The sequence below is a fragment of the Longispora sp. NPDC051575 genome, from assembly GCF_040681875.1.
GTDB lineage: Bacteria > Actinomycetota > Actinomycetes > Mycobacteriales > Micromonosporaceae > Longispora.
This window is the reverse complement of record NZ_JBFAZP010000009.1, coordinates 393,290-420,113: the sequence shown is the minus strand read 5'-3', so window position 1 is coordinate 420,113 and position 26,824 is coordinate 393,290. Positions and strand designations below refer to the sequence as shown.

The 26,824-nt window shown below is 72.0% G+C and carries 23 protein-coding genes; 9 read left to right on the top strand and 14 right to left on the bottom strand.

All coding sequences use genetic code 11. From position 1 onward, the window contains the following. Positions 1 to 149 precede the first annotated feature (149 nt). Positions 150 to 434 carry a DUF427 domain-containing protein gene (locus AB0M43_RS28925; protein WP_363728968.1) on the bottom strand — a complete coding sequence of 95 codons (285 nt, stop codon included), beginning with the start codon at positions 432 to 434 and terminating at the stop codon, positions 150 to 152. Positions 435 to 510: 76 nt separating this feature from the next. Here AB0M43_RS28925 and AB0M43_RS28920 point away from each other — a divergent pair, with 76 nt between their 5' ends. Next, positions 511 to 1,383, top strand: coding sequence for a hypothetical protein (locus AB0M43_RS28920; RefSeq protein WP_363728933.1), 873 nt, complete (start codon positions 511 to 513; stop codon positions 1,381 to 1,383). 40 nt (positions 1,384 to 1,423) lie between these two features. Further along, positions 1,424 to 1,930: a hypothetical protein gene (locus tag AB0M43_RS28915; protein WP_363728932.1), complete on the top strand. Its 507-nt coding sequence runs from the start codon at positions 1,424 to 1,426 to the stop codon at positions 1,928 to 1,930. Between the two features lie 13 nt (positions 1,931 to 1,943). Here the strand turns inward: AB0M43_RS28915 and AB0M43_RS28910 are convergent, their stop codons facing one another. From AB0M43_RS28910 to AB0M43_RS28870, 9 genes are all read right to left on the bottom strand, one after another. Then, complete coding sequence (locus tag AB0M43_RS28910) at positions 1,944 to 3,035, bottom strand: CU044_5270 family protein (RefSeq protein ID WP_363728931.1); 1,092 nt, start codon at positions 3,033 to 3,035, stop codon at positions 1,944 to 1,946. Continuing rightward, entirely contained in the window at positions 3,032 to 3,622 is a 591-nt protein-coding gene (locus tag AB0M43_RS28905; protein WP_363728930.1) for an RNA polymerase sigma factor, read from the bottom strand. Before AB0M43_RS28905 ends, AB0M43_RS28910 begins: the two co-directional genes overlap by 4 nt. Before the next feature lie 312 nt (positions 3,623 to 3,934). Further along, a complete protein-coding gene (locus AB0M43_RS28900; protein WP_363728929.1) occupies positions 3,935 to 4,882 on the bottom strand; it encodes an acyl-ACP desaturase in 948 nt (315 codons plus the stop codon). 42 nt (positions 4,883 to 4,924) lie between these two features. Continuing rightward, positions 4,925 to 5,656 (bottom strand): lysophospholipid acyltransferase family protein, encoded by a 732-nt coding sequence (locus AB0M43_RS28895; protein ID WP_363728928.1) that lies wholly within the window; start codon positions 5,654 to 5,656, stop codon positions 4,925 to 4,927. Between the two features lie 4 nt (positions 5,657 to 5,660). After that, positions 5,661 to 6,239 (bottom strand): HutD family protein, encoded by a 579-nt coding sequence (locus AB0M43_RS28890; protein WP_363728927.1) that lies wholly within the window; start codon positions 6,237 to 6,239, stop codon positions 5,661 to 5,663. 205 nt (positions 6,240 to 6,444) lie between these two features. Further along, positions 6,445 to 9,363 carry an Hsp70 family protein gene (locus AB0M43_RS28885; RefSeq protein ID WP_363728926.1) on the bottom strand — a complete coding sequence of 973 codons (2,919 nt, stop codon included), beginning with the start codon at positions 9,361 to 9,363 and terminating at the stop codon, positions 6,445 to 6,447. 103 nt (positions 9,364 to 9,466) lie between these two features. Further along, the gene (locus AB0M43_RS28880) at positions 9,467 to 9,673 is read right to left on the bottom strand and encodes an RNA-binding S4 domain-containing protein (RefSeq protein ID WP_363728925.1); all 207 of its coding nucleotides are present in this window, start codon (positions 9,671 to 9,673) and stop codon (positions 9,467 to 9,469) included. 142 nt (positions 9,674 to 9,815) lie between these two features. Beyond that, complete coding sequence (locus tag AB0M43_RS28875; protein WP_363728924.1) at positions 9,816 to 11,996, bottom strand: MMPL family transporter; 2,181 nt, start codon at positions 11,994 to 11,996, stop codon at positions 9,816 to 9,818. Positions 11,997 to 12,135: 139 nt separating this feature from the next. Then, positions 12,136 to 13,368 carry an AAA family ATPase gene (locus AB0M43_RS28870; RefSeq protein WP_363728923.1) on the bottom strand — a complete coding sequence of 411 codons (1,233 nt, stop codon included), beginning with the start codon at positions 13,366 to 13,368 and terminating at the stop codon, positions 12,136 to 12,138. A gap of 64 nt (positions 13,369 to 13,432) precedes the next feature. On the opposite strand from AB0M43_RS28870, the gene AB0M43_RS28865 reads away from it, so the two are divergent. Further along, entirely contained in the window at positions 13,433 to 14,233 is an 801-nt protein-coding gene (locus AB0M43_RS28865) for a protein phosphatase 2C domain-containing protein (RefSeq protein ID WP_363728922.1), read from the top strand. 218 nt (positions 14,234 to 14,451) lie between these two features. Here the strand turns inward: AB0M43_RS28865 and AB0M43_RS28860 are convergent, their stop codons facing one another. Continuing rightward, positions 14,452 to 15,564 (bottom strand): MBL fold metallo-hydrolase, encoded by a 1,113-nt coding sequence (locus AB0M43_RS28860; RefSeq protein ID WP_363728921.1) that lies wholly within the window; start codon positions 15,562 to 15,564, stop codon positions 14,452 to 14,454. A gap of 59 nt (positions 15,565 to 15,623) precedes the next feature. Here AB0M43_RS28860 and AB0M43_RS28855 point away from each other — a divergent pair, with 59 nt between their 5' ends. Then, positions 15,624 to 16,217, top strand: a complete 594-nt coding sequence (locus AB0M43_RS28855; RefSeq protein ID WP_363728920.1) for a pentapeptide repeat-containing protein — start codon at positions 15,624 to 15,626, stop codon at positions 16,215 to 16,217. A gap of 151 nt (positions 16,218 to 16,368) precedes the next feature. On the opposite strand, the gene AB0M43_RS28850 is transcribed toward AB0M43_RS28855, so the two are convergent. Together AB0M43_RS28850 and AB0M43_RS28845 are read right to left on the bottom strand one after the other, a co-directional pair. Continuing rightward, positions 16,369 to 16,737: an MmcQ/YjbR family DNA-binding protein gene (locus tag AB0M43_RS28850; protein ID WP_363728919.1), complete on the bottom strand. Its 369-nt coding sequence runs from the start codon at positions 16,735 to 16,737 to the stop codon at positions 16,369 to 16,371. An 89-nt stretch (positions 16,738 to 16,826) separates the two neighbouring features. Further along, complete coding sequence (locus AB0M43_RS28845) at positions 16,827 to 19,025, bottom strand: RICIN domain-containing protein (protein ID WP_363728918.1); 2,199 nt, start codon at positions 19,023 to 19,025, stop codon at positions 16,827 to 16,829. A 425-nt stretch (positions 19,026 to 19,450) separates the two neighbouring features. Here AB0M43_RS28845 and AB0M43_RS28840 point away from each other — a divergent pair, with 425 nt between their 5' ends. From AB0M43_RS28840 to AB0M43_RS28820, 5 genes are read left to right on the top strand one after another with little or no spacing between them, the layout of a single operon-like run. Next, positions 19,451 to 20,188, top strand: a complete 738-nt coding sequence (locus tag AB0M43_RS28840) for a peptidase E (RefSeq protein WP_363728917.1) — start codon at positions 19,451 to 19,453, stop codon at positions 20,186 to 20,188. Between the two features lie 36 nt (positions 20,189 to 20,224). Continuing rightward, the gene (locus AB0M43_RS28835) at positions 20,225 to 21,553 is read left to right on the top strand and encodes an anaerobic C4-dicarboxylate transporter family protein (RefSeq protein ID WP_363728916.1); all 1,329 of its coding nucleotides are present in this window, start codon (positions 20,225 to 20,227) and stop codon (positions 21,551 to 21,553) included. A gap of 4 nt (positions 21,554 to 21,557) precedes the next feature. Then, a complete protein-coding gene (locus AB0M43_RS28830; RefSeq protein WP_363728915.1) occupies positions 21,558 to 23,195 on the top strand; it encodes a bifunctional aspartate transaminase/aspartate 4-decarboxylase in 1,638 nt (545 codons plus the stop codon). 1 nt (position 23,196) lies between these two features. Beyond that, a complete protein-coding gene (locus AB0M43_RS28825; protein WP_363728914.1) occupies positions 23,197 to 24,570 on the top strand; it encodes an anaerobic C4-dicarboxylate transporter family protein in 1,374 nt (457 codons plus the stop codon). 35 nt (positions 24,571 to 24,605) lie between these two features. Continuing rightward, positions 24,606 to 25,979, top strand: a complete 1,374-nt coding sequence (locus AB0M43_RS28820) for a M20/M25/M40 family metallo-hydrolase (RefSeq protein WP_363728913.1) — start codon at positions 24,606 to 24,608, stop codon at positions 25,977 to 25,979. A 130-nt stretch (positions 25,980 to 26,109) separates the two neighbouring features. Here the strand turns inward: AB0M43_RS28820 and AB0M43_RS28815 are convergent, their stop codons facing one another. Beyond that, a complete protein-coding gene (locus AB0M43_RS28815; protein ID WP_363728912.1) occupies positions 26,110 to 26,748 on the bottom strand; it encodes a response regulator transcription factor in 639 nt (212 codons plus the stop codon). Positions 26,749 to 26,824 lie beyond the last annotated feature (76 nt).

Sequence of the window (26,824 nt, the reverse complement as noted above, 5' to 3'; positions counted from 1 at the left end):
CTAGGGCATGGCGGGGCTCCCGGCGACCGGGGAACGGCGCCGTTTCCGGGACGGAGCGGGCACGGGGGACTGGCCGGGCCTGGAGCTGCGCGGGTGGCTCGCCGTGTCGCCTGCGCGGATGGCTCGCCGTGTCGGTGGTGTGGCCGGGGCTAGGCCGGGGCGATCTCGACGCCGCGCCAGAACGCCACCCGGTCGCGGACCTGCTCCGCCGCCTCGAACGGCTCCGGGTAGAACCACGCGGCGTCCGGGTTCGTCTCGCCGCCCGCCGTGATCGAGTAGTAGGACGCGAGGCCCTTCCAGTGGCAGCTGGTGTGCGTGTCGCTGTCGGTGAGGTGCTCCCAGCGCACGGACTCCCGGGGGAAGTAGTGGTTGCTCTCCACGACCACGGTGTCGTCGGACTCCGCGATGACCGTGCCGTTCCATGTCGCCCGCATGACCATGCCCTCGACTGTACCCACGCCCGGGCACCCCGACCACGGTCCACAATCCGGACATGTTCCTCTTGTGGGCATGACCAACACAGTGGCCCTGGGCAGTGCCGCGTTCCGTGCGGACTACGGCGTGCGGTACTCCTACCTCGCCGGCGCGCTGCCCTCGGCGGTGACCTCCGTGGACCTGTGCCTGCGACTCGGCAAGGCCGGACTGCTCGGCTTCTACGGCGCCGAGCACATGCCCCTGGCGGCGGTGGTCGCCGCGCTGGACGAGCTGCGGGACACGCCGTTCGGGATGGAGCTGCCGGCCGAGCGCGAGTCCGAGCTGGTGGACCGCTATCTCGACGCCGGGGTGCGGTGCGTCGACGCGACGGGCTACACCCGACCCACCCCGGATCTTCTGCGGTACCGGTTCGCCGCCGGCCCCCGCCAGCTCCTCGTCAACGTGGCGTCCCCGGCGGCGGCGCTGCCGTTCCTGCTGCCCCCGGAGCCGGGTACCTGGACCGGGCTGGACCCGTCCGGCCCCACCCGCAGGACTGCCCGGGCCGATCCCGCCACCGACCTCCTCCCCGTGGCCACCGACATCGCCGTGCTCGGCGGCAACGTCGCGCACCTCCTCGCCCTCGTCCGGCTGCGCGACCGCCTCGGCTCCCCGACCCGGATCGGCTACGGAGGCGGGCTCGGTACCCGGGAGGGGGTCGCGGCCGCGTTCGTGCTCGGCGCGGACTTCGTCGTCGCCGGTTCTGTGAACCACCCCACTCCCGAGGCGGGTGCGACCGACGAGGTCCGCGACGCGCTCGCGGCCCTCGACGTGGCCACGGGTTCCCCGGTGGGGGCGTTCAACCACGACGTCCGGGGGACGCCGCTGGCCGACTGGCGGGCGCGGCACGTGGACGTGGTGGCGGAGTACCTGATGGCCGGAGCGGCGGAAATCCTGAGCGGGTCCAGATAGGATTCCTGGCGCACGCCGCGCCCGCCCTCCTGGAGGACACATGTCTAAGCCCCGCGTCGCACTACTAGCGTTCTGTGTCGCGACGGCGGCCCTCGTCGTCCCGACCCCCGCGCACGCCGCCCCCGGGTCGGCGCACCAGGTCACCGTGCTGCGCGGGGCCGACCAGCCGAAGCCGCACTCGGTGACCGGGCCGGCCGGGCAGCACCCGGTGGCCCAGCCCGCGGGCGGTGCGGCGGTGGCCGCGTCGGGGGGCGGCTGCGTGAACGTCTCCGACGCCCGGCCGTGCGTCAGCTACCGGTCGAAGGCGCTGTGGGGTGACTTCTACCTCAACTCGCGGACCCGGGGGCAGTGCAAGGCCAACGTGTTCATCTTCGTGAACGGCCAGCCGAAGTACCAGTACACGGTCGACACGTACAGCCTCGGGCACTACCCGCTCGACAGCGAGCCGGTGTCGGGCTCGGGGCGCGGGTACACGAGCGTGGACTTCCTGGACTGCAGCGGCCGGTGGATCTTCACGGCGAACAGCCCGGACCAGTACTGGCCGTAGGCCCGGGCGCGGCCTACGGCAGTTGCCCGGCCCGGTCCACCACGGCCACCCGCACGAACGCCACCGGCCGCAGCATCCGCATGTCCATCGAGCCGTCGACGGGGCGCTGCTGCCAGCCCCGGAGCGCGTACGTGGCCGGGTCGAAGAGCAGTTCGTAGCGGGTGCCGCGTTCCGTGCGGGCCACGGCGACCCCGAGCCGGCCGGCAGCGTCGGCGACGTCGCGGACGACCTGCACCCCGGGGATGGTCGCGACGGCGGTGAACAGGGCGGCCCGGGCGGCGGGGGCCACGTAGCCCCCGGTGAGCAGGGCCCCGACGGCGGCGAACGCCTGCTGGTCGCGGTCGTCGCCCTCGGTGTCCTCGTACAGCTTGGCGCGGGCCCGGACCGGGTCGACCGGGACCTCCGCGAGGTAGCCGGGCTCGGGGGTGCACGGCCGGGTCCGGTCCGGGGACAGGGTGCCGCCCGGCTCCCACTCGGCGGCCCGGCCGTCGCGGCAGCCCGGCAGCGGGTGCTCGGCGGCGCCGGTCCGGTCGGGCAGACCCGAGGAGACCAGGCCGTCGTGGGTACCGTCGACGGACAGCCAGGTCCGGACCGTGGTCTGGCCGGGTTCGCCCTCCTTCGGGTACCAGGTGACCGACTCCACGTACACGTACTGGTCGGGTCGGGCGGTCAGTTCCGGGTCCTGGCGGGCCGAGTCCGCCGCCCCGTGCAGCACGGCGCCCGCCTCGGCGTTGGCCACCGGGGGCAGGCCGCCGACCGTGGAGGTCTGGACGACGAACATGCCCGCCGCGATCACGGCCGCCAGCCCGCCGACCAGGGCGAAACGCCAGCCGAGCCGGCGCGGGCCGAATCCGGACAGCGTGTCACCGGCGGCCCACGCGAGCCGCCGGGGCCAGGGGGCCGGCCGTCGGCCGCCGGCCTTCGGGGCGAGCGGGTCGCGCCCACCGTCCACGCCGGGCCGGGCCAGTGACCCCCACCAGCCCCTGCGGCGCGGAGCCGGCTGGGCCGTGGCCCGCAGCACCCGTTCGCGCAGCCGGGCCGGTGGCGTGTGGCTGGGCGGGTCCAGGAGGTCGCCGAGATCCTGGAGCATGTCCTGCTCGTTCACCCTCGCTCCTCGCTGGTGCTCATCGGATTGCTGTTGCCCAGTGCGTACCGCACCCGGCGGCGGGCCCGGTTCAACCGGGACCGGACGGTGCCGATCGGGATGTTCAGGGCCCGGGCCGTCTCCTCGTAGGTCAGGTCCCCCCAGGCGATCAGCAACAGGACGTGCCGGTCGCCGGCGGACAACCGGGCCAGCGCGGCGGCGAGTTCCCCGCGCAGGGCGGTCGCGGCCACGTCCGCCACGACCCGCAGCGCCGGGTCCTCCTCCTCGGCCGAGGTGAAGGCCCGCGACATCGCGCGGTAGCGGGCCTTCTCCTGGCGGAGGTGCCGGGCGATCTCCCTGGTCAGGATGCCGAACAGCCAGGCGCGGGCGTCGGGGCAGGCCAGGTCGTAGCTGTCGCGGCGGCGGAACGCGGCGACGAACGTGTCGGCCACGATGTCCTCGACGACGCCGGGGCCGACCCGCCGGTACGCGTACCGGTAGAGCTGGTCGGCGTGCCGGTCGTAGAGTGCGGCGAACTGTTCGGAGTCCCGCAGGGAGACCTCGATCATCTGCGCGTCGGTGCACTCGGAGGACGCGACGCCGTTCACCCCTGGATCCCCGGGGGGCGGGTGCGGATCACTGGAGCCTCCTGTGGACACCGGTCTAGTTAACAGTGTCTCTCCACAAGAGGCGAGATTGGTTCACGGGAGTTGGTGCCCTTATGGGAGTGCCCCAGCGGAGCTGCTGGTCAGGGCACATATCCGGCAAAAAGTAATTCAAAAACTACTTTCCGTGACCATGGGGGTACGGGGCCCCGCGCGCCGCGTACCCGGATGAGGGGTCCGGATCGTGGCCCTGGGACGCGGAACGCCGGGTCACCCCGTGGACTGGGGTGACCCGGCGGTCGTGCGTTTCGGGGCTCAGGCCGCCGCGCGGGCCGCCTTCTTCGCGTTGAGCGCGTCACGCTTCTCCGTGAACCGGCTCGCCTGGCCGTCCAGGGTCGCCATGAACGCGGCGAGCTGCTCGCGGGCCTTCTCGCCGTCGCCGGCCAGGCCCGTGCGGTCGAACGCGCGCACGTTGCGCAGCACCGGGATGACCACCTCGTCGTGGTGGATCCGCAGGTCGTAGATGCCGGCCATCGCGATCTGCACCGACTTGCGGCCGAAGTTCTCGATGCCGTTGCCGGGCATCTGGAACGAGCTGACCACGTCGTAGACGGCGCGCATCGCCACGTCCGGCGCGAGGTCGAACGTCGCGTTGAGCAGGTTGCGGTAGAACACCATGTGCAGGTTCTCGTCCAGGGCGATCCGGGCGAGCAGCTGCTCGCAGACCGGGTCGCCGCTGATCTTGCCCGTGTTGCGGTGCGCGACCCGGGTGGCGAGCTCCTGGAACGAGACGTAGGCGATCGAGTGGATCGCGGTGTCGTCGTAGGTGTTGATGAACGGGGTGGACATGTGCACCATCCGCGCCCGCTCCAGGGCGATCGGGTCCACCGCGCGCGTCGCGAGCAGGTAGTCCCGGATGGCGATGCCGTGCCGGCCCTCTTCCGCCGTCCACCGGTGCACCCAGGTGCCCCACGCGCCGTCGCGGCCGAACAGGGTCGCGATCTCGTGGTGGTAGCTGGGCAGGTTGTCCTCGGTCAGGAGGTTGACGACCAGCGAGGTCCGCGCGATCTCGGAGAGCTGGGACTGCTCGACGTCCCACGCCGTCCCTCCGAGCACCCCGTCGAAGTCGGTGCCCTGACTCCACGGCACGTACTCGTGCGGAAACCACTCCTTGGCTGTCGCGAAGTGGCGGTTGAGGTTCGTCTCAACGACCGGCTCCAGCTCCTTCAAAAGGACCGTGGACGAGGGGGACTCGGCGGTCACAGTGGCCTCCACGTGCTTGTCAGGTACCTACGGTAGCGTAGGTTACGGTATCGTAGGTTCGCTGGTATCGGTAGTGGGGGTGGGGGCTGTGCCGCCCAGATGTGCCGGAAGCCACCATGAATCCTCGGGGCCGGCGGGCGATTCGGGATAGTCGCGCTGCGCGCGGTCGAGAAGAGCCGACATCCGTGCTCTGAGCTCAGCGTTCGTCTCATTCTGGTCAGCTCGTCGTTCGATCCGCCACGGCTCCCCGACGATGATCGTGATCGGGGTGTGCCGCCTGGTCAGCGTGCGCGGCCGGCCCTTCGTCCACAGCCGCTGGGTGCCCCACAGGGCCACCGGGATCAACGGTACTCCGGCCCCCGCCGCCAACCGGGCCGCTCCGCTCTTCGTCTCCTTCACCGTGAAGCTCTGGCTGATCGTCGCCTCGGGGAAGATGCCCACGACCTCGCCGGCCTTCAGCGCCGACAGCGCCGCCTTGTACGAGCCGATCCCGAACTCCCGGTCGACCGGAATGTGGTGCATACCGCGCATCAGGGGCCCGCCGATGGAGTGCTCGAAGATCTCCTGTTTCGCCATGAAACGCACCAGGCGGCGGGACTCGTTCGCGCCCAGGCCGGCGAAGATGAAGTCCAGGTAGCTGACGTGGTTGCTGGCCAGTACCGCACCGCCCTCGCGGGGCACGTTCTCGGCGCCGATGACCGTGATCTTCATGTCCAGCGCGCGGAACAGGAGCTTGGCTGCGGCGATGACCGGTGGGTACACGTAGTCCGACATGGCGTTACCGTAGCGGGCCGGGACGGGCGGGATCGAGATGGACCACCGCCGCGAGGCCGTCCACCGCGAGGGCGGCCGGTCGGTCGGCGAGCAGGGCGGCGTCATAGGGGCCCAGGGCGGCCGTGGAGGGCTCCGTGACGGCCGTGGAGACCTCCGCGCGGCCGGAGAGCACCACGACCAGCACGGTGGGGCCGTCCAGGGCCACGGTGCCCGTGACCAGCTCCACCCGGGCGGTGGTCCGGCCCCTGCGGGTCATCACGTTGAAATCGACGATCGGACCGTCGACGAGTACGCAGTCGGTGGCGGCGTCGCCGGGGAACGCGAAGGGCCCGTACCCGTCGGTGACCGTCGTCGGGACCCCGTCGACCGTGAGGGTCATCCCCGCCCCGGCCACGACGGTGATGATCCGGTCGATCCCGGCGAACGCCGAGAACGGGCCGCTCGCGGCCACGTCGGCGAGGCTGACCCGCCAGTCGAACCCGGACAGGCCGGCGCCGGGCGGGCCGGCCGCGACCTCGCGGGTCACGCCCCCGCCGTTCAGCCAGGGGGTGGGGACGCGGTCGGCGGCGCGCAGGATCTGCATCCCCCGAGTGTGCCGGGTCGGGCGGGGACGCGGGCCCCGGCGTCCCCGGCGGGCGGGCCAGCGCGGTCCGGCCCGGTGTCCCCCCGGCGGGCGGGCCCATGCGGTCCGGCCCGGGGTCCCCGGCGGGCGGGTCAGCGCGGTCCGGCCCGGTGTCCCCCCGGCGGGCGGGCCCATGCGGTCCGGCCCGGGGTCCCCGGCGGGCGGGTCAGGAGATCCGCAGGACCCGCACGTGCCGCTCGCCGTCGATCACGGCCACGGTGTCACCCGAGATCGAGGCGCTCTTGATCTGTTCCTTGCCGACCGGTTGCGACTTCGTCACCTTGGTCGAGCCGACGTCGCCGACGCCCACCACCCAGCCCGAGGTCTCGTACGTCTGGAACATGTAGCGCTGGGCGCTGGCCGCCCGGATCACGATGAACTTGCCGATGCTCTTGGCGCTCTTCTCGCCCTTCTCGGGATCGATCAGCACCCCGTCGCTGACGTAGCCGAAGGTCAGCGAGCCGCACAGCGCCTTCCCGCCGAGCGCCAGGCAGCCCAGGCTCGTCGTGCCCGACCCGAAGTCCTTCGACCAGGCCTTCGTCCCGTCGGTGGTCTGGAAGGCCGTCAGCGTGCTGCCGGACTGGCCGGAGTTCTGGATCGGGAAGCAGATCAGGGTCGGGCCGCACGGCGTCACCAGGCCGAACGAGGTGCCCTCCGGGTACGGGGCCTCCCAGGCCTTCGACAGGTCCGCCACCTTGTACGCCACGATCGTCGCCGTGTCCGCCTGCAACCCGACGAGCAGCCCGTTGAACACGGTCCAGTGCTCGGTCTCCAGGGCGATCGGCTTGACGACCTTGTCCTTGCCGTCCGCGTCGATCACGTAGACCTTGCCCTTGGGCTCGTCCACCATCACGAACTCGGGCTGCGCGCCCAGCGACTCGGCGTACTCCGCGTGGGCGGGCGTGACGCCCTCGGCCCCCGCGCCCCAGACCCGGTTGGTGAACGCGAGCCGGTTGTCGATGATCAGCAGGTCCTTGCCCGGCTGGGGGCGGGTCCACTTGTTGTTCCCCGTCTTGAGGTCCACCCGGGTCACGGCCGGATCCGTGCCGCCCCCGGTCGTCTCGACGACGACGTCCGACCCGATGTACGCCAGGTCGCGCCGGCCCGTCCACGGCTTCTTGTCCCACAGCACCTTGCCGTCGGCCGCGTTGATGCCCGACCGGGTCTCGCGGCCCCCGACGAGGACCACCCCGCCGACCACGTTGATCGAGATGTCGGACTCGGCCATCTTCACGGACTGCTTCCACAGTTCCGCGCCGCCCTTCACGGGCAGGGCCACGACGTCGGTGCCGCCGGCCTTGACCGAGGCGTAGTACGCGACGTCGCCGGACACCACGACCGCCGCGTCGCCCGTGTTGACCAGCGCGACGTTCTGGGTCTGGTCCAGCTTGCCCGACGTGCCGGGGCCGCCGAGGTCGCCGCCCAGGCCGTTGGTGACCGAGTTGGTCTTGTTGACGAAGCCCTTGAGCAGGTTCTTCGCCGGACCGAAGCCGGCCGCCGCCGCGATCACGATCACGATGACGACCGGCAGCAGGAAGCGGAACAGGAACTTCACCGGATTGCGGGGCCGGCGCGGGGGGACGTACGTGAGCGGCTCGGGCTTGGTGCCGAAGACGGGCGGGAGCCCGGGGTGGCCGCCGGTGCGCGGACCGGGGATCTGCCCCGGGTACCCGGATGGCGGGGTGAGCGGGGGTGCGGAGACCTGGCCCGGGTAGCCCGAGGGCAGGGCCGAGCCGGTGCCGGGTGGGGGCGCGGGGACGGAGCCGGTCGTGGGCTGGCCCGGATAGGGGACCTGGCCGGTCGCCGGCTGGCCCGGGTAGCCGCCGGGCGGGGTGCCGGGGGCGGAGTAGCCCCCCGGGTAGCCGACCGGGGCCGCCGCGCCGGGGCCCGACATCGGCGGGGCCGCTCCGGGTCCGCCCTGGTAGGGCGCGCCCGGGTACGGCTGGCCGGAGACGGGCGGCCCGGAGACCGGGGGCGCGGAGATCGGCGGGGCCGACATCGGGGTCGCCGACATCTGGGCGTCCGTGGCGCCCGCGCACAGCAGTCCGCCGTGCGCGACGGGGAGTTCCGGCTGCTCGGGCACCATCGGCGCCACCCCGAACCGGGCGTGCAGCCGGCTGGCGACCAGCGGGATCCGGCTGGAGCCGCCGACCAGGAAGATCCCGGCCAGGGCGGCGGGCTCGACGCCGGCGCGTTGCAGTACCCGTCGGGTCTCGTCCACGGCCCGGTCGATCAGCGGCCCCGCGACCCGGTTGAGCTCCTCGCGGGTCAGGTGCAGGGCCTCCTCGCGACCGGGGACCTGGACCGGCGCGCTCGACGCCCGCGACAGCATCTCCTTGGCGGAGCGGACCTCCGACCAGAACGCCCGGCGGTCGCGCTGCTCGGCCGTCGTGTCCGGGGCCGCCAGCCGCCGCCACGCGTCCGGGTCGTGCAGGGCGAGGAGCTGGCCCACGTGCCCGACCAGCGCGGCGTCCACGTCGAGGCCGCCGAGGTCGTCGAGGCCGCCGGTGGCGAGCACCGACAGGCCGACCTGGTCGCGGCGGACCACGGTCACGTCCAGGGTGCCGCCGCCGAAGTCGAACACCGCGAGGACCTGGCCGACGGAGACCTGCTGGCCGGAGACGTCGAGGCAGTACGTGGCGGCGGCGACCGGCTCCTCGACGAGCCGGACGTCGTGCAGCCCCGCCCGGCGGGCCGCCTCGCGCAGCACGTCCCGGCGCGGTTTGCCCCAGTCGGCCGGGCAGGTCAGGATCAGGCCGCCGGCCGGGTCGACCCCGGCGTGCCGGGCCTCGACGGACACCCGGCGCAGGATCGCGGCCAGCAGGTCGGGGACGGCCACCTCGGTCTGGCCGAGCAGCGCGAAGCCCTCGTCCACGCCGCGTTTGGGGTGCGGTTCGAACCGGTCCGGAGCGGTGCGGGCCAGCCGTTCGGCGTCCTTGCCGGTGAGTAGCTCACCAGCCGGGTCGATGAAGACCCCGGACGGCAGCATCGGTGAACCGTCGAACAGGAGTGCCCGGACCGGTTGGCCGTCGCGGCGCACCACGGCGACCGTGTGCGACGTGCCGAGGTCGACTGCCAGCCGCACTTTCCACTCCCCTACGAGACCCGAAAGAGGGATCGTAACCACCCGGGGAAGAGGTATTGCGACAACGTATCGAAGGACACTGTTCGGGCTGGTCAGCCCTTGATCACGCCACCCGCCACCGGTGGCTACCCAGCGCGACGACGTCACCACGGTGCAGCTGGCGGCCGCGCCGGGTCTCCACCTCGTCGTTCACGTCCACGTCCCCGGAGGCGATCAGGGACTTGATCTCGCCACCGCTGTCCAGCACGCCGGCGAGCTTCAGAAACTGGCCGAGCCGCACCATGTCATCCCGGATCTCCACGTCAATCATGAGGTCATCATCCCGTAACCGGGGAGACGACGAGGCGGCGGTGACCCCCCCTCGAGGTCACCGCCGCCCTACCCCCGTCCGGATCGACCGGCCCGGGCCGATCCGGATCGGGCCGGCACCCGCGTGCCGACCCGACCGCGTGCTAGCCGACCGGGGACAGCTCCCGCTCCGGGGCCGGCGCGGCCGGGGCCACCTTCGGCCGGAGGAACTTCGGCGCCCACCAGTTGGCCCTGCCGAGCAGCGTCATCAGGCTGGGCAGCACCACGGCCCGGATGATCGTCGCGTCGATCAGGATCGCCGCCGCCAGCCCGACCCCGAGCTGCTTCATGTCGACGGTGCTGAGCGTCGCGAAGATCGCGAACACCGCGACCATGACCGCCGCCGCGCTGGTCACCACGCCCGCCGAGCCGGTGATGCCCTCCGCGACCGCCTGCCGGTTGGGCACGCCGCGCAGTACGGCCTCGCGGATCCGGCTCACGACGAACACGTGGTAGTCCATCGACAGGCCGAACAGGATCACGAACAGGAACAGCGGGAGCCAGGACACCACCGCGTGGTTGGAGCGGAAGTCCAGCACCTTCTCCGCCCAGTCGTGCTGGAAGACGAGGACCAGCAGCCCGTACGCGGCGCCGACCGAGAGCATGTTCAGCACGATGGCGGTCAGGGCCACCACGACCGAACGGAACACCACGGTCATCATCACGAACGTCAGCAGCAGCACGAACCCGATCACGATCGGCAGCTTCTCCTTGACGTGCGCCGCGTAGTCCACGTCACCGGCGACCGAGCCGCCGACCGCGTACTCCACCGTGGACAGCGTGCCCAGCGTCGCCGGCACGATCTCGGTGCGCAGCTTCACCAGCGACCGGTGCGCCTCCTCGCTGCCGCTGGCGTACGGGGTGGCGATCGACAGGACGGTGATCTTCCCGTCCTTCGACACCATCGGCTCCTCCAGGCCGTCCTGGGCGTACAGCGGGTCGCCCTTCGTCTTCGCCACCAGGTCGTCGATCGCCTTCCTGACGGCCGGACCGTCGCCCCGGACGGCCACCTCGTGGCTCGTGCCGGTGCTCGGGAACGCGGCGGTCAGCCGGTCGTAGGCCTGCATCACCGTCGTGTTGCGCGGCAGGTCCGACTCGCCGGGGAGCTTGAGCTTCATGTCCAGCGCCGGGGCGGCCAGGGCGAGCAGGGCGACCGCGGCGAGTACGAACGTGACCAGGGGGTGCTTGAGCGCGGGGCGCAGTACCAGCGGCCAGAACTTGGGTTGTCCACCCTTGCGGGCGGTGAGCCGCCAGAGCAGCGGGACGCGGGGCCGGTCGACCCAGCGGCCGAGCTTGCCGAGCACCGCCGGCAGCACGGTCAGCGAACCGGTGACCGCGATCGCCACCACCAGGATCGAGCCGACCGCGAAGGAGGAGAACACGCCGTCCTGGGCCAGGAACAGGCCCGCCATGGACACGATCACCGCGATGCCGGACACCACGACCGCGTGGCCGGACGTCTTGGCCGCCAGCTCGATCGCGTCGATGTGGCTGGCGCCCTTGGCGCGTTCCTCGCGTTCCCGGCGCAGGTAGAACAGGGAGTAGTCGACACCCACCGCCATGCCGATCAGGAGGATCACGCTGCCGACCGCGTCCACGGCCGGTACCAGGTGCGACGCCGCCGCCGAGAGGCCGATCGCCGCCGCCACCGAGGTCAGGGCCAGGATCAGGGGGATACCGGCCGCGATCAGCGCGCCGAACGCCAGGAGCAGGATGAGCAGCGTCACCGGGATGCTGAACAGCTCCGCCTTCTGGAAGTCCTTGCCCAGGGTCTCGTCGAGGGCCTTGCCGATCGACGCGCCGCCGACCTCCTCGACCCGCAGGCCCGGGAACTCCTTCTGGGTCGCGGCCGTCGCGTCCAGCAGCGGCTGGATCCGATCGCTGGCACCCTGACGCTCGCCCTTGAGCGTCACGCGCACGATCATCGCCTTGCCGTTGGGGGCGGTGACCGGGTCACCCACCTCCGCCACGTCCTTCGTCAGCGCGCGCATCCGGGTCGTCGCGGATGCTGCCGCCTTTTCAGCGAGGCCCTTGTCCAGGTCACCCGACAGCGGGGTGATCAGGACGTTCTCGACGGAGGGGTTGTCGAAGTGTCCATCCTTGATGATCTTCTCGGCCCGGCTGGTCTCGCCGATGTTCTGGTCCGAGTCGCTCATCTCCTTGGTGCCGGCGAACTGGCCGACCGTGAAACACAGGGCGACGAATACCACCCAGAGTCCGATGACGCGCCACGGGTGGGTGGCGCTGAACCGCGCTACCCGTACCGTCCATGGGCTCTTCGACATCGCGACGTTCCTTCCAGAGTGAGTCCGGGTTTCCACGGGCATAAGCCTGATCGACGGACCACTCTGGAACCATCCGGAGGCCCCCCGATCCCAGTGGGGGGATAACCCCCCTAGGGGGCCGGTAGCCAACCGGACAGTGTCACTCCGTGTAGCCGTTGCGCACGGCCCACAGCGCCGCCTCGGTGCGCGACGCCGAGCCGGTCTTGCGCAGCAGGTTCGACACGTGCACGGTGACGGTCCGGATCGAGATGCCGAGCGCGGTGGCGGCCTGCTGGTTGGTCATGCCGGCGGCGACGCAGCCCAGTACCTCGCGCTCCCGGCCGGTGAGGTGCGCCTCGGGGCGGTCCGTCTCCCGGGACAGGAGGGCCGCCCGTTCCGCCGGCAGCACGCTGTCGGCGACGGCCTCGCGCAGCAGCGGGTACCGGAACCCCGGCTCGCCGTCCGCGCCCAGCACCAGGAGGCCCAGGCCGACGAGCCGGTGCACGGCCGCGTCGGTGGCCTCCGCCGTCGCCAGGGCCGCCGCCCCGCCCAGCAGGGCCGCCGCGTGCGCGAACCGGACCGTCTCCGGGGCCTCGCCGGCCAGCCGGTCGGTGACCATCGAGGCCAGGTGGGCGGGGAGCGGGGACCCGCCGAGGGCCTCCGGGCCGGCGGAGCGGAACGCGGCGATCAGCTCGGTGAGCCAGTAGGGGTTGCCGCCGGTGCGGTGGTGGACGGCAGCCGCCAGGGTGGCGGGCGCGGTCCCGGTCGTCGCGGCGGTCCCGAACGCCGCTTCGAGGACCTCGGCCACCTCGTCCTGGACCAGCGGGCCCAGGTGCCGGCGGACGGTGCGCGGGGTGCCGCCGAGCCGGGCCAGTACCCGGCCGGCGAGCGCGTCCGGGGCCCGGCTGGTGACGAGGACCAGCGCCGGCAGCGGGGTGGTCGCCAGCTCGGCCACCAGGGCCAGGCTCGCCGGGTCGAGATCGTGCAGATCCTCCACGACGAGTACGCCGGGCCCGTCGCCGAGGACGGCCCGGGTCACGTCCACGGCCACCCGCAGCAGCAGGTCCGGGGTGAACTCGCGCGGCGGCGCGTCGGGACGCTGGGTGAGCCAGGCGAGCGCCTCGGGCGGCACCGGCAGGTCCCCGAGCGGGTGCCCACTGAGCGCCGAGGCCGTCCAGTCGTACGGGGACGGGGCGTGACTACGGGCCTGACCAGCCAGAACGCGCGTCGGGCGGGGCCGCAGCGCCGCGAGGGCCTCCGCGACCAGCCGGCTCTTGCCGACCCCGGCCTCCCCGGTGACCACCACGATCTGTGACTGGTCGCCCACCTGTTTCCAGGCGCCGAGGATCGCGGCGAGCTCCTCGCTCCGACCGGCCATCGGCAACGCGGTCACACGCGACCCCCCTACGTACTAGTGCGTACAGACACCAGTCTGCCGGCCGAGGCATCATCGCATCATGAGTACATCCCTCACGCTGCGTCGCGGGGCCGCGAGTCACCTCGGACTCCGCCGGCCGATCAACGAGGACAGCCTGTACTCCGGCGCCCAGCTCGTCGCCATCGCCGACGGGGTCGGGGGCGAGGCCGCCGGGGAGGTGGCCAGCGACCTGGCGATCGGCGCGCTGGCCCCGCTGGACACCCCGGAGCCGCGCGACCCGGTCACGGCGCTGCGGACCGCCTACGACACCGCGAACCGGCGGATCCGGGAGGCCGTGGCCGCCGACCCGGCGCTGTCCGGCATGGCCACCACGCTGACCACCCTGCTGCTCTCGGGGAACCGGCTGATCCTGGCGCACGCCGGCGACTCCCGGGCGTACGTGCTGCACGGCGGGGAGTTCGCGCAGCTCACCCGGGACGACACGTATGTCCAGCTCCTGGTCGACGAGGGCCGGATCAGTCCCGCCGAGGCCAGCGTGCACCCGCAGAAGTCCGTCGTGACCCGGGTGCTGCAGGGCGAGCCGTTCGACGCGACGGTGATCCGGCGGCGCGCGGTACCCGGCGACCGTTATCTGCTGTGCAGTGACGGGCTGTCCGACGCGGTGTCCACAGCGGACATCGCGCTGACCCTGCGCACCGAACCGGACCCGGACCGGTGCGCGGCCCGGCTGATCCAGCTCGCCCTGGAGGGTGGTGGTCCGGACAACGTGAGTGTGGTCGTCGCGGACGTGGTGGGCCGGCCGCGCCGTCGGTTCCGGGCGGTGCTGGCCGCTGGGGTGGTCGGGCTGGTGGCGTTGGTGTGGTGGGTGTTGCGGCCGTGACCGGGTGAGCGGGTAGGGGCGCGCCGGCGGTTTCACCGGGCCCTACGCGCTGCCAGCCGGTGGCGGCCCTCCGGGCTACGGCTGTGCGTGGGCCGTCCGTCCGGGTCACCTGGGCCGCCCGGGGTGCCCCGGGCGGGCGCCGGATCGGGGGACGCGGTGGCACGGAGGCGGATCGGGGCGGGCACCGCTGGGCGTTCTGCGTACCCGTATGAAGGGTTTCAGCGCCACCAGGCGGTGGTCGGCGCTGTCAGGGTCGGTTCGAACGGTTCGCCCGGGCGGGGGATCGCCACCCGGGTGCCCGACTGGCGCGCGGCCGACAGGGTCCGGTCCGCCGGCTCGTTCCACGGGTGCAGGGCCAGGTTGAACGTGCCCCAGTGGATCGGCAGCAGCGCCGCCCCGGTCAGGTCGCCGTGCGCCTGCACGCCCTCCTCGGGGGTCATGTGGATGTCCGGCCAGAACTCGCTGTACGCGCCGATCTGGATCATCGTCAGGTCGAACGGCCCGTGCTGGGCGCCGATCGTGCCGAACCCGGCGAAGTACCCCGTGTCGCCGCTGTGGAACACCCGGTGCCCCTCGCCCGCGACCACCCACGACGCCCACAGGGTGCGGGTGCCGTTCCGGATGCTCCGGCCGCAGAAGTGCCGCGCGGAGGTCGCCGTGATCCGCAGGCCCCCGACCTCGGCGGACTCGTCCCAGTCCAGTTCGACGATGCGGTGCGCCGGGACGCCCCAGTGTTCCAGGTGCGCGCCGACCCCCAGCGGCACGCCGAACACGGCCCGCGACGCCACCAGGGCGCGGATCGACGGCATGTCCAGGTGGTCGTAGTGGTCGTGGGAGATCAGCACCACGTCCGGGTCGAGCTGGTCGAGGGGTACGGGCGTCGGATGGAACCGGCCCGGGCCGGCGAACGTGAACGGCGAGCACCGCTTCCCCCACACCGGGTCGAACAGCACCCGGTGCCCGTCGATCTCCACGAACACGGTCGCGTGCCCCATCCAGGTGCTGCGCAGGCCGGTGTCGGAGGGGCGGGCCAGGTCGGCGGCCGTGTCGGCGTACACCTGGATCGGGGTGCGGGGGTAACGCTGGCGGCGGTCGGCGCCCAGGAAGTACTCCCGGACCATGCCCTTCTGGACGATCATCCGGGCCGGTTCGGAGTTGCGGAACGAGCCGTCGCGGAAGTTCGGCGACCGCAGGACGCGGTCGAGGCGCTCCCCGGTCGGTTCGGCGCCGAAGGAGACCGGGCGCAGCGCCCGGCTCACGGAGCCCAGGAGGCCGGACCACCACGAGGTGGTCTCCAGTCGGGTCGCCGGCACGGTCGTGGATTCGGACATGTGGCCTCCCTGCGGTTGTCACCCCCATTGTTCCCGAGCGGCCCGGGTAGCGTGGGCGCGTGACGGAGTTGATCGAGGACCAGACCTTCAGAAACGTCGACTGGTACGGCGAGGAGTTCGCCGAACGCCACTACCTGCGGTGTACGTTCCTGCACGTCGACCTGACCGAGGCGACCAGCCAGGGCACCGTGTTCGAGGAGTGCGTCTTCGGCAATGTCCGGTTCAACGCCTCCCGGCACACCGACGCGGCCTTCCTGCGCTGCGCGTTCAACCGGTGCAACTTCTTCGAGGCCGAGTTCACCGGGTGCAAGGTGACGGGCAGCCAGTTCGCGCAGTGCGAGCTGCGGCCGCTGCGGGTGACGGGCGGCGACTGGTCGTTCGTCGGGCTGCCGGGCGCCGACCTGAGAGGCACGACCTTTCAGGGGGTACGCATGCGCGAGGTCGACCTGACCGGCGCGAACTGCGAGGACGCGGTCCTGACCGGGGTGGACCTGTCCGCCGCCCAGCTGCACAGCGCCCGGTTCTCCCGGGCCGACCTGCGCGGCAGCGACCTGAGCGCGTTGGATCCGACGGTGACGCCGGTGGACGGGGCCGTGATCAACGCGGAGCAGGCGGTGGTGGTGGCCCAGGCGATGGGCTTCAAGATCGGCTAGCCGGGTGCCCGGGTGGGCGCCCCGGACCGGGTAGGGCGGCGGGCGGGGCCATCGCGGCCGGCGCCTGCCTGGACCGGGTCAGGCGGCGGGCAGGGCTGGCCCGCGCGGTGGGGCCGAGGTCCCGGGTGGTGTGGGGTGCCCGGGTGGGCGGTCAGTCCTCGGCGTGGCGGACCTCCAGCCGGGTCAGATACTCCAGCGCGACCTTCTTCGGCACGCACATCTTCCACGCGTCCACCACGAGCTCCCGCAGCTCGGCGGGGTCGAGCGCCGCCATCCGGGCCCGGACCCAGTTGTAGCGCTCGTCGGACGGGACCGGCATCAGGAACTTGTCCGGCTCGGCGGCGACCAGGGCCTCGCGCTCCTCCTTCGGGAACCCGAAGCCCATCAGGGTCTCGTCGGGGGACAGCGACAGGTACACGATGCTCCGGATCCGGAACTTGACCCGGTCGCGGACCAGGTGCTCGGTGGTGCGCGGCAGGGACAGCGCGATGGCGCGCACATCGTCAGCGGTGACAGGCACGCCCCCATTCTGCCGCCACCGCCCGGCACGTCTGAGGGGAGACGTGCCGGGCGGGCGTTCGCACGCGGTCACCGCCGCGTCCCGTGCCGTCAGCCGATCGCCCAGTGCTGGAGCGCCGAGTTGGTGTCCGCCTGCTGGGTCACCAGCGCGCCGTCGGATCCCGAGGCCGTGGTGAGCAGGAGTCCGCTGCTCTGCGAGGCGATGGTGTAGCCCCCGCCGGCGAGCGGTGTGACGATCCACCGCTGGTTGGCGCCCGTGGTGCACGTCCACTGGATGATCTTCGCGCCGGCCGCCGCCGAGCCGCCGTTGACGTCCATGCACAGGTTGGACTCGCCGTTGGCGATCTTGTAGGAGCCGTCGGGCTGGCGGGTGAAGATCCAGTTCTGGTTGGCCCCGCCGCTGGGCGTCCAGGTGATGAACTGGGTGCCGGCGGTCGTCGAGTGGTCGGGGTCGTCCAGCGCCTTGCCGGACGCGATCAGGGTGTGCGTGCCGTCGAGGCTGCCCGGGTTCGTGCCTGCGGCGGTCAGGGTCAGGGTCTGCTCGGCCGCCGTCCTCGACCCGCCGACCGCGTTGCCGGTGGTGTTGGTCCAGCTGCGGGTGGGGGTGGTCTCGGCGAGCCGGGCGGAGTCGGTGGACAGGCCGAGGACGAGTCCGCTGTGCCGGTTGACGAGCCGGTAGGTACCCCCCGAAGTGTTCTTGACGAGGAACCACTGCTGGCCGACGCTGCCGGTGGACGCGGTGGCGGTCGGTTTGGTGCCCCAGGCCCGGGTCGTGGTGACGGCGGAGTCGACGCCGAGGGCCTGGCCGGTGGAGGCGTTGGTGACCCGGTACGCGCCGTCACCGGTCGCGGTGAACGACCACTTCTCCAGGTTCGAGCCGGTGGCGCTGCCCACGGAGGTGGTGGCGGAGCTGCCGGAGACCTGGGCGAGGACCCGGCCGGAACCGGTGCCGATGGTGTACGTCTTCGACAGGTCCACCGGCGCGGGAGCCGGCGAGGTCGAGCCGATGGTGACGTTGGTGTAGACGCCGCCCCGGTCGTCGACGCACGCGATCGAGCAGTACGACCGGAAGGACTTGCCGACGATCGTGGAGCTGGTCCTGTTGGCGCTGTCGACGAACCAGCGGTACCAGGAGGCGGACTTCTGGCTGCCGGAGTCCCCGACCAGGTACCACTTCTGGGTGGCCAGGTCGTCGGTCACGTAGTACCGCTGGGACTGGATCCCGGACACCACCTCGGGCGTGCCGAGGTAGAGCCCCAGGTAGGCGTTGTACGTGATGTTCATGATGAACAGGTCGGCCTTGGCCGGGAGTTTGCCGGCCGCGATCTGCTGGTCGACGGTGCCGGTGTTCGCCGGGTTGTAGTCGTTGGCGACCGGGGTGTAACCGGTGGAGCCGGCCGAGGTGGCCGGCAGCATGTTGCTCTCCTTGCCGCCGATGCCGGCCTGCGTCCAGGCGCCGTTGTACCACTTCTGCCAGGACCCGGTCGCCATCTTCGACGACATCGGGGCGCGGGCCACGTGCGCCAGTCCGGTGAAGCCGCCGGCGTTCTTGTTGTTGATCCGGGAGCCGTAGTAGACGTAGAAGTAGCCCGAGGCGGTGTCGACGAACAGGCGCTGGTCGCCGTCGCCGTAGTCCCAGGTCTGGTTCGGGAACGCCGTGTTGTCGTCGCGCTTCGTGCTGTACGGCGAGGTGATGGCGTGCCCGGTGATGGACCACACCTTGCCCTGGTTGGTGGACACGGCGACGTCGATCGCGTCGTAGTGCGAGAACCCGTAGGGGCCGAACGGGGCGCCGGTGAACTCGTTGTGCACCAGGCCGTACCAGTGGCCGGTGTCGGGGTCGACCCACACCCCGGAAAGATCACAGAAGTTCTTCTGCGAGTACTGGTTCCCCGCGACCCACGTCGACTCCAACCCGGTCGGGCTGTTGTTGCACCGCCAGGTCGTGTCGTTGTTCTTGTCCCGGGACTCCGCCGGGTTCACCGCGTCGCTGATCGTGTTGTTCCGGGTGTAGCTGTCGAAGTCCCGGCCGGAGAAGAACTCCCAGTGCCGGGGGTCGCTCGCGCCGTACAGGGCGGCGGACTGCTGGAAGTAGAACGTCCCGTCCTTGTCGATGTAGGCGTTCGCCGGCGTGTCCGTCGGGTTGCCGAACGCGGCCGTCGAGCCGATCGAGACCGTGAACGCCGAGGCCGGGGGCGGGGTCGCCGCGGCGGTGGACGACAGCGCGCCGGCCGTCAGGAGAGCCACGGCGACCCCGGCGGCCGCCAGCGTCTTTCTGGGGTGGGACATGGAAGGTTCCTCTCGGAGGGGACGCGCTGAGGGGAGTGCCGTGCCGGAGGGGTGTGTCCGGGGGGCCCGGTCCACGGCCACGACGCCGGGACTGACGGGCCACGGGTCCGCTGGGTGAGCGGCAGCCGTTGCGGGGATACCAAAAAACTCCAACACAAACTCGTGGTCCGGTCAACGGGTTCGAACACAATGGCACGCTGGAGCGCTCAGGTAGCGCCGTTTCGAGCATCAAACTGTGCAAATGTGCAGGGTCACCTGTTCATAACTGCACGCAACTGCTCGTTCGCAGTCATGTATTGACATGGATTTCCGGTGGCGGGTAAATGGACGCAGCACATCCGCCCCGGCGAGACCACGACGCTCGCCCCGAGAGTAATTCGGCTATATCCCCAAAGTGACCGTCCCCCTTGGATATCGTCATCCGGGTGACCGGTCATGTGGTGGCGACGGGCGCGGGCCGGGCGATGATGGACCGTCGCAACGACCCCACCCACGAGCACGTCCTAGCCCTCACCGGCAAGGACCGCCCCCGGGTGCTCTTCCTCGGTACGGCCACCGGCGACGACGCCGGCTACGCGGTGAGCTTCTACGAGACGTACCACTCCGACCGGTGCGCCCCCTTCCACCTGCGCCTCTTCCACCGCACCGTCCGCGACCTGCGGGCCTTCGTGCTGTCGATGGACGTGGTGCACGTCGGCGGCGGCAACACGGCCAACATGCTCGACGTGTGGCGGCGCCAGGGCGTGGACGAGATCCTGCGCGAGGCCTGGGCGGGCGGCGCGGTGCTGACCGGCGGGAGCGCGGGCGGGATCTGCTGGTTCCACGGCGGCACGACGGACTCGTACGGGCCGGAGCTCCAGGTGCTGCCCGAGGGGCTGGGCATCATCGACGGCAGCTTCTGCCCGCACTACGACGCCGAGGACCAGCGCCGGCCGTTGTTCCACGCGGCGCTGCTCAAGGGCGAACTGCCCGTCGGGTACGGGGTCGGCAACCTGGTCTCGGTGCACTTCCACGGCGACACGCTCGTGGAGGCGTTCAGCTCCCAGCCGGACGGCGAGGCGGTGCGCGTCGAGGCCGTCGACGGCCGGATCGTGGAGACGAAGCTGCCGGTCCGGGTGCTGCCCGCGACCGGGGACGGCGACTACGGCGGTCCGAGCGCCTGACGGGTCGACGTACGCACGCAGATCACGGGGGATCGGGTGCACACACTAGCGATCATCGCGCAGGGGCTGGTCGTCGTCGGGGCGATCGTGATGGGTACCCGGACCGGCGGCATCGGCCTGGGCGTCTGGGGCCTGGTCGGCCTGCTGGTGCTGGTCTTCGGGTTCCGGATGGCCCCCGGGCCGGTGCCGACCGACGCCGTGTTCATCGTGCTGACGGTCATCACGGCCGCGTCGGTGATGCAGGCGGCCGGGGGCATCGACTGGATGGTCCGCCAGGCCGGGAAGGCGATCCAGCGCAACCCGAAGCGCATCGTGTACCTGGCGCCGTTCAGCTCGTTCATCTTCACCGTGGGCGCCGGTACCGGCAACATCTTCTACCCCCTGCTGCCCGTCATCTACGAGGCCGCCTACAGCCAGAAGCTCCGCCCCGAGCGCCCGCTGGCGATCTCGGCCGTCGCGTCCCAGGTGGGCATCCTGGCCAGCCCGGTGTCGGCTGCCACGGCCTCGCTGACCGCGCTCCTCCAGCCGCACGGCTTCACCCTGGGCAAGATCCTGCTGATCATGTGGCCGGCCAGCGTCGCCGGGCTGCTGGTGGCCGCGTTCGTGATGAGCAAGGTCGGCAAGCCCCTGGAAGAGGACGCCGAGTACCAGCGCCGGCTCGCCGACGGCAGGGTCCAGCCGCCGCCGAAGGTCGACCTGAGCCAGCCGCTGCCCGCCGCGTCCCGCAACTCCGCGCTGATCTTCCTGGCGGGTGTCGCCGTGATCGTGGCGTTCGGCCTGTTCGAGCGGCTCCGGCCGATCGTCACCGTGGCCGGCAAGTCCGAGCGGGTCAGCGTCACGGTCACGATCGAGCTGGTCATGGGTCTGGTCGCGGCCGTGATCTTCCTGGCCTGCAAGGTGAAGGCCGGCGACGTGCCGAAGCAGTCCACGTTCCCCGCCGGCATCACCGGTGCGATCGCGCTGTTCGGGCTGGCCTGGCTCGCGGGCACGTTCGTCGCCGGCAACAGCGAGGACATCACCAGCGCGCTCGGCGGGGTGGTCGGCCGGTTCGCGCTGCTGTTCGCGCTGGCCCTGGCCCTGGTGGCGATGCTGACCACCAGCCAGTCCAGCGCCACGAACGCGATCGTGCCGATCGGGCTGAACCTGGGGCTGTCCGCCGCGTCGATCACGGGCATGTGGCCGGCCGTGATGGGCATGTACCTGCTGCCGGCCAACGGGTCGCAGATCGCCACGGTCAACTTCGACCAGACGGGTACGACGCGGATCGGCAAGTACGTGCTCAACCACTCCTTCCTCGTACCCACCGTGGTGTTCATCCTGGTCGGCACCGCCGTCGGCCTGCTCATGTCGACGATCGTGGGGTAGTGTGATGACCGACGCCGCCCTCAGCCGCGCCCAGCTGCGCCGCCTGAGCGAGTTGAGCCCCTTCGAACTGGAACGCGAACAGATCGCCCGCGCCCTCTCCGCCCAGGTCACCTCCGGCCGCCCGGTCCTCGACGCGGGCCGGGGCAACCCGAACTGGATCGCGACCGGCCCCCGCGAGGCGTACTTCGCCCTCGGCCAGTTCGCCCTGACGGAGAGCCGCCGGGTGTGGACGGCCGACAACCTGGGCGGCATGCCCACGGCGAAGGGCGCGGCGGCCCGGTTCGGCGCGTTCGCCGACGCGCACCCCGGCCTGCCCGGCATCGTGCTGCTGCGGGCCTGCGTCGACTACGGCATCCGCGAACTCGACTTCGGCCCCGACGAGTGGGTGCACGAACTCGTCGACGCGGTCATCGGCGACAACTACCCGGAGCCGAACCGGATCCTGCGGCACTGCGAGAAGGTGGTCCGCGACTACCTGGCCGCCGAGCTGTGCGCGGGCCGGCCGCCCGCCGGGAACGTCGACGTGTTCGCCACCGAGGGCGGCACGGCCGCGATGTGCTACCTGTTCGACTCGCTGATGGTGAACCGGGTGCTGCGCGAGGGCGACCGGATCGCGCTGATGACCCCGCTGTTCCCGCCGTACGTGGAGATCCCGCAGCTGGCCCGGTACAACTTCGACGTCGTGCGGGTCGCCGCGACGCCGGAGGACCCCGCCGGGCTGCACACCTGGTTCTACCCCGACGCCGAGATCGACAAGCTCGCCGACCCGACCGTGAAGGCGCTGTTCCTGGTCAACCCGGCGAACCCGGCCTCCATCGAGCTGTCCGGCCGGACCCGGGACCGGATCGTGGACATCGTGGCCACCAGCAACCCGGGCCTGGTCATCATCACCGACGACGTGTACGCCACGTTCGTGCCCGGCTTCACCTCGCTCGCGGCGGCGGCCCCGTACAACACGGCGCTGGTGTACTCCTACTCCAAGCACTACGGGGCCACCGGCCAGCGGCTCGGCGTGATCGCGCTGCACGAGGACAACGTGGTCGACCGGCTGATCGCCGAGCTGCCCGCCGCCGACACCGCCGCGCTGGCGGCCCGGTACCACACGCTGTCCCTGGACCCGGGCTCCGTGAAGTTCGTCGACCGGCTGGTGGCCGACTCCCGGCAGGTCGCGTTGCGGCACACCTCCGGGTTGTCCGGGCCGCAGCAGGCCCAGCTGATGCTGTTCTCCCTGTTCAACCAGCTGCCCGAGGGTCAGGACTACAAGCGGCTGCTCCGCGAGACCGTGCACCGCCGGCTCGAACTGCTCGCCGAGGGCGCGGAGGTCACCTTCCCGCCGGACGCCAAACGGGCCGGGTACTACGTCGAGATCGACATCCTCGACGAGGCCCGCCGGCACGTGGACCCCGCGTTCGCCGAGTACCTCCAGGCCTCCTACGACCCGGCCGACCTGCTGTTCCGGCTCGCCGACCAGTACTCCGTGGTGCTGCTCAACGGCAGCGGGTTCGACGGGCCGGCCTGGTCGGTGCGGGTGTCCCTGGCCAACCTCAACGACCTCGACTACCTCAAGATCGGGCACCACCTGCGCGCCGTGCTCGACGGCTACCTCGCGGAATGGCGGGCGAGCACGGGGAAGACCGACTGAGATGGGTACCGCGAAACTGGTCCTCGAAGCCCTGGTCGTCCTCGGTGCGATCGCGATGGGCGTGCGCACCGGCGGTATCGGCCTCGGCCTGTGGGGCGCGTTCGGCACCGCGCTCCTCGTCTTCGGCTTCGGCCTGGACCCCGGCTCCCCGCCCGTGGACGCGTTCTTCATCATCATCGCCGTCATCACCGCGTCCTCGGCCATGCAGGCGGCCGGCGGCATCGACTACCTGGTGTCGGTGGCCTCCCGGATCATCCGGCGCAACCCCCGGCGGATCACGGTCATCGCGCCGCTGGTGTCGTTCGTGTTCACCGTCGGCGCGGGCACCTCCAACATCTTCTTCGCCCTGATCCCGGTCATCTACGAGACGGCGTTCCGCAACGGGGTCCGCCCCGAACGGCCGCTCGCCGCGTCGACCGTGTGCTCCGGGCTCGGCATCACGGCCAGCCCGGTGTCGGCGGCGATGGCCGCGTACCTGACCCTGATGCCCGGCGGGTTCACCCTCAGCAAGGTACTGCTGATCACGCTCCCGGCCGGATTGGTCGCCACCGTCGTGACCTCGCTCGTGCAGAACCGGGTCGGGAAGGAACTCGCCGACGATCCGGAGTTCCGGCGGCGGGTGGCGGCGGGGGAGTGCGAGCCGGTGCCGGTCGCGGCTGCCAGGGCCGGCACGGGCGGCGGGACGGCGGCGGAACCCGGGGACGCCGAACCGGAGCCGCCGTTGCGGGCCGGCGCGGCGCGCAGTACCGGAATATTCCTGTCCGGGGTCGCCGTCATCGTCGCGATGGGACTCTTCGACCGCCTCCGGCCCCTGGTCACCGTCGGCGGGAAGTCCGAACGGCTCGGCATGACGATCTGCATCGAGCTGGTCATGTTCACCGTCGCCCTGGCGATCCTGCTCGCCAACCGGGTCCCGGCCGCCGACGTGGTCCGCCAGCCCCTGATGTCCTCGGGGATCATCGCGGCCGTCGCGCTGTTCGGGGTGGCGTGGATGGCCGACACGTTCATCTCCGGCAACGCCAAACAGATCATCGACCCGCTCGCCGACATCGCCAAGGAACACTCGCTGTTCCTGGCCGTGGCCCTGTTCGTGATGTGCGGCCTGACCACCAGCCAGTCGGCGACCACCCGGGCCATCGTGCCGATCGGGCTCGCCGCGCTGCCGGCCGCCACGGTCACCGCGATGTGGCCGTCCCTGGTCGGGGTGTGGCTGTTCCCGGCCAACGGCACCCAGATCGCGGCCGTGCAGATCGACCGGACCGGCACCACCCGGCTCAGCCACCTGATCGTCTGGCACTCGTTCACGATCCCGATGCTCGTGTCGTGGGTGAGCGTCGTCGGCGTGGGGCTGGTGCTGTCCAGGTTCGTGGCGTAGCAAGGGAAACAGACCACTGTCGAGAAGGAGTCGCCATGGACACCGCCACCGCGCGCACCACCGTCGGGCAGCTGATGCCGGACGTGCTCACCGACCTGCGCCGCCTCGTCGGGCACGCCTCCGTCGCGTTCCCCGGCTTCCCGCCCGAGCCGGTGCACGCGATGGCCGCCGACGTCCTCGACCTGTTCCGGGCCGCCGGGATCGCCGACGCGCGCCTCCTCGACCTGGGTGCCGGCTACCCGTCCGTCTACGGCGAGATCCCCGCCCCGCCCGGCGCGCCCACCGTCCTGCTCTACGCGCACTACGACGTGCAGCCGGCCCCGAAACAGGGATGGACCAGCGACCCGTGGACGGCCACCGACGGCCCCGACGGCCGGATCCACGGCCGGGGCGTCGCCGACGACAAGAGCGGAGTGGTCGCGCACCTGGCAACCCTTCGAGCTTTCGGGGGTACGCCGCCCGTCGGGGTCAAGATCCTCGTCGAGGGCGAGGAGGAGACGATCAGCCACCTGGAGGCGTACGTCGAGGCGCACCCGGCCCTGTTCGCCTGCGACGCGTTCGTCATCGCCGACATGGGCAACGTCCGGGTCGGCGAGCCCGCGCTCACCACGCACCTGCGCGGCGACGTGTCCTGCACGGTCACCGTGAGCACCCTGGCCGCCCCGGTGCACTCTGGCCTGTTCGGCGGCGCGGCCCCCGACGCGCTGATCGCCCTCGCCCGGATCCTGGCCACCCTGCACACCCCGGACGGCGACGTGGCCATCGAGGGCCTGCACTCGCACGACTGGTCCGGCGCAGACTTCCCCGAGGCCGACTTCCGGACCGCCGCCGGGGTCCTCGACGGCGTCGACCTGGTGGGCACCGGCACCGTCGCGTCCCGGCTGTGGGCGCGGCCCTCGGTCACCGCGATCGGCCTGGACGCCCCGAACACCGCCGAGGCCGCGAACATCCTGATTCCCACCGCCACCGCGAAGATCTCCATGCGGGTGGTACCGGGCTGCGACCCCGAGCGCGAACTCCAGCTCCTGATGGACCACCTGGAATCCCACGCCCCCGGCAACGTGAAGGTGGAGACGAAGCGCGTCAAGGTGGGGCACCCGTTCGAGGTGGACCTGACCGGGCCGGCGATCGGGGCCGCGCGCGACGGGCTCAGCGCGGCCTTCGGGAAGCCGGCCTCGGTGATCGGGTCGGGCGGCTCGATCCCGCTCGTCGCGTACCTGAAGAAGGCCGCCCCGAACGCCGACGTGATCCTGTGGGGCGCCGAGGACCTGGCCCGGGCTGCGATCCACGCGCCCGACGAGAGCGTGGACCCGGCGGAGATCGAACGGATCATCCTGGCGCAGGTGCTGATGCTGTCGGCGCTCGGTGCGGCGGCGCGGGCGGGGGCGGATCCGGGGGCGGTGGGCTGAGCGCGGCCGGCGGGGGAGGCTCCGGATCCGCCCCGGCCGGCGGGGTCGGCTCCGGATCCGCCGGGGGAGCGGGGTCGGGGCGGCTCCGGGTCTCACCAGGGGAGCGGTGGCGGATCCGGGTGCCGTGCGGCTACCGCGGTTCGCGCGGGGTGACCAGGCGGGACTCGTAGGCGAACACCACCACCTGGGCGCGGCTGCCCAGGCCCAGCTTCGCCATGATCCGGCTGACGTGCGTCTTCACCGTCGCCTCGCTGAGTACCAGCCCGGCGGCGATGGCCCCGTTCGACAGCCCCCGGGCCACCAGGCGCAGCACCTCGTTCTCCCGCGCCGTCAGCCCGGCGGTGGCGGCCGGGCCCGGGGACCGGCGCGCGTACGTCTCGATCAGCCGGCGGGTCACGGCCGGCGCGAGCAGCACGTCCTCCGCGGAGACCGTGGCGATGGCCGCGATCAGGCGCTCCGGCGGGGTGTCCTTGAGCAGGAACCCGCACGCGCCGGCCTGCAACGCGGTGTACACGTACTCGTCGAGGTCGAGGGTCGTCAGGATCAGCACCCGGGGCTTGGGGCGGACCGGGGCGGCCAGGATGTGCTCCGTGGCGGTCACGCCGCTCATCCCGGGCATCCGGATGTCCATCAGCACCACGTCGGGGCGGGTCCGGGCGGCCAGCGCCACCGCCTCCACCCCGTCGGACGCCTCGGCCACCACGTCCAGGCCGGGGGCCGCGCGGATCAGGGACGCCAGGCCGGCGCGGATCAGGGGCTGGTCGTCCACGACGAGTACCCGGATGACGGGCCCTCGACCTGGTTCTCCGGCCTGATCGGCACCGCCCGCGACCGGGGGTCGGGCC

Coding starts and splice junctions, on each gene's coding strand:
- AB0M43_RS28920 (WP_363728933.1), top strand. CDS start 511: ATGACCAACACAGTGGCCCTGGGCAGTGCCGCGTTCCGTGCGGACTAC.
- AB0M43_RS28880 (WP_363728925.1), bottom strand. CDS start 9,673: ATGATTGACGTGGAGATCCGGGATGACATGGTGCGGCTCGGCCAGTTT.
- AB0M43_RS28865 (WP_363728922.1), top strand. CDS start 13,433: ATGAGTACATCCCTCACGCTGCGTCGCGGGGCCGCGAGTCACCTCGGA.
- AB0M43_RS28915 (WP_363728932.1), top strand. CDS start 1,424: ATGTCTAAGCCCCGCGTCGCACTACTAGCGTTCTGTGTCGCGACGGCG.
- AB0M43_RS28895 (WP_363728928.1), bottom strand. CDS start 5,656: ATGTCGGACTACGTGTACCCACCGGTCATCGCCGCAGCCAAGCTCCTG.
- AB0M43_RS28830 (WP_363728915.1), top strand. CDS start 21,558: ATGACCGACGCCGCCCTCAGCCGCGCCCAGCTGCGCCGCCTGAGCGAG.
- AB0M43_RS28825 (WP_363728914.1), top strand. CDS start 23,197: ATGGGTACCGCGAAACTGGTCCTCGAAGCCCTGGTCGTCCTCGGTGCG.
- AB0M43_RS28820 (WP_363728913.1), top strand. CDS start 24,606: ATGGACACCGCCACCGCGCGCACCACCGTCGGGCAGCTGATGCCGGAC.
- AB0M43_RS28875 (WP_363728924.1), bottom strand. CDS start 11,996: ATGTCGAAGAGCCCATGGACGGTACGGGTAGCGCGGTTCAGCGCCACC.
- AB0M43_RS28860 (WP_363728921.1), bottom strand. CDS start 15,564: ATGTCCGAATCCACGACCGTGCCGGCGACCCGACTGGAGACCACCTCG.
- AB0M43_RS28845 (WP_363728918.1), bottom strand. CDS start 19,025: ATGTCCCACCCCAGAAAGACGCTGGCGGCCGCCGGGGTCGCCGTGGCT.
- AB0M43_RS28925 (WP_363728968.1), bottom strand. CDS start 434: ATGCGGGCGACATGGAACGGCACGGTCATCGCGGAGTCCGACGACACC.
- AB0M43_RS28890 (WP_363728927.1), bottom strand. CDS start 6,239: ATGCAGATCCTGCGCGCCGCCGACCGCGTCCCCACCCCCTGGCTGAAC.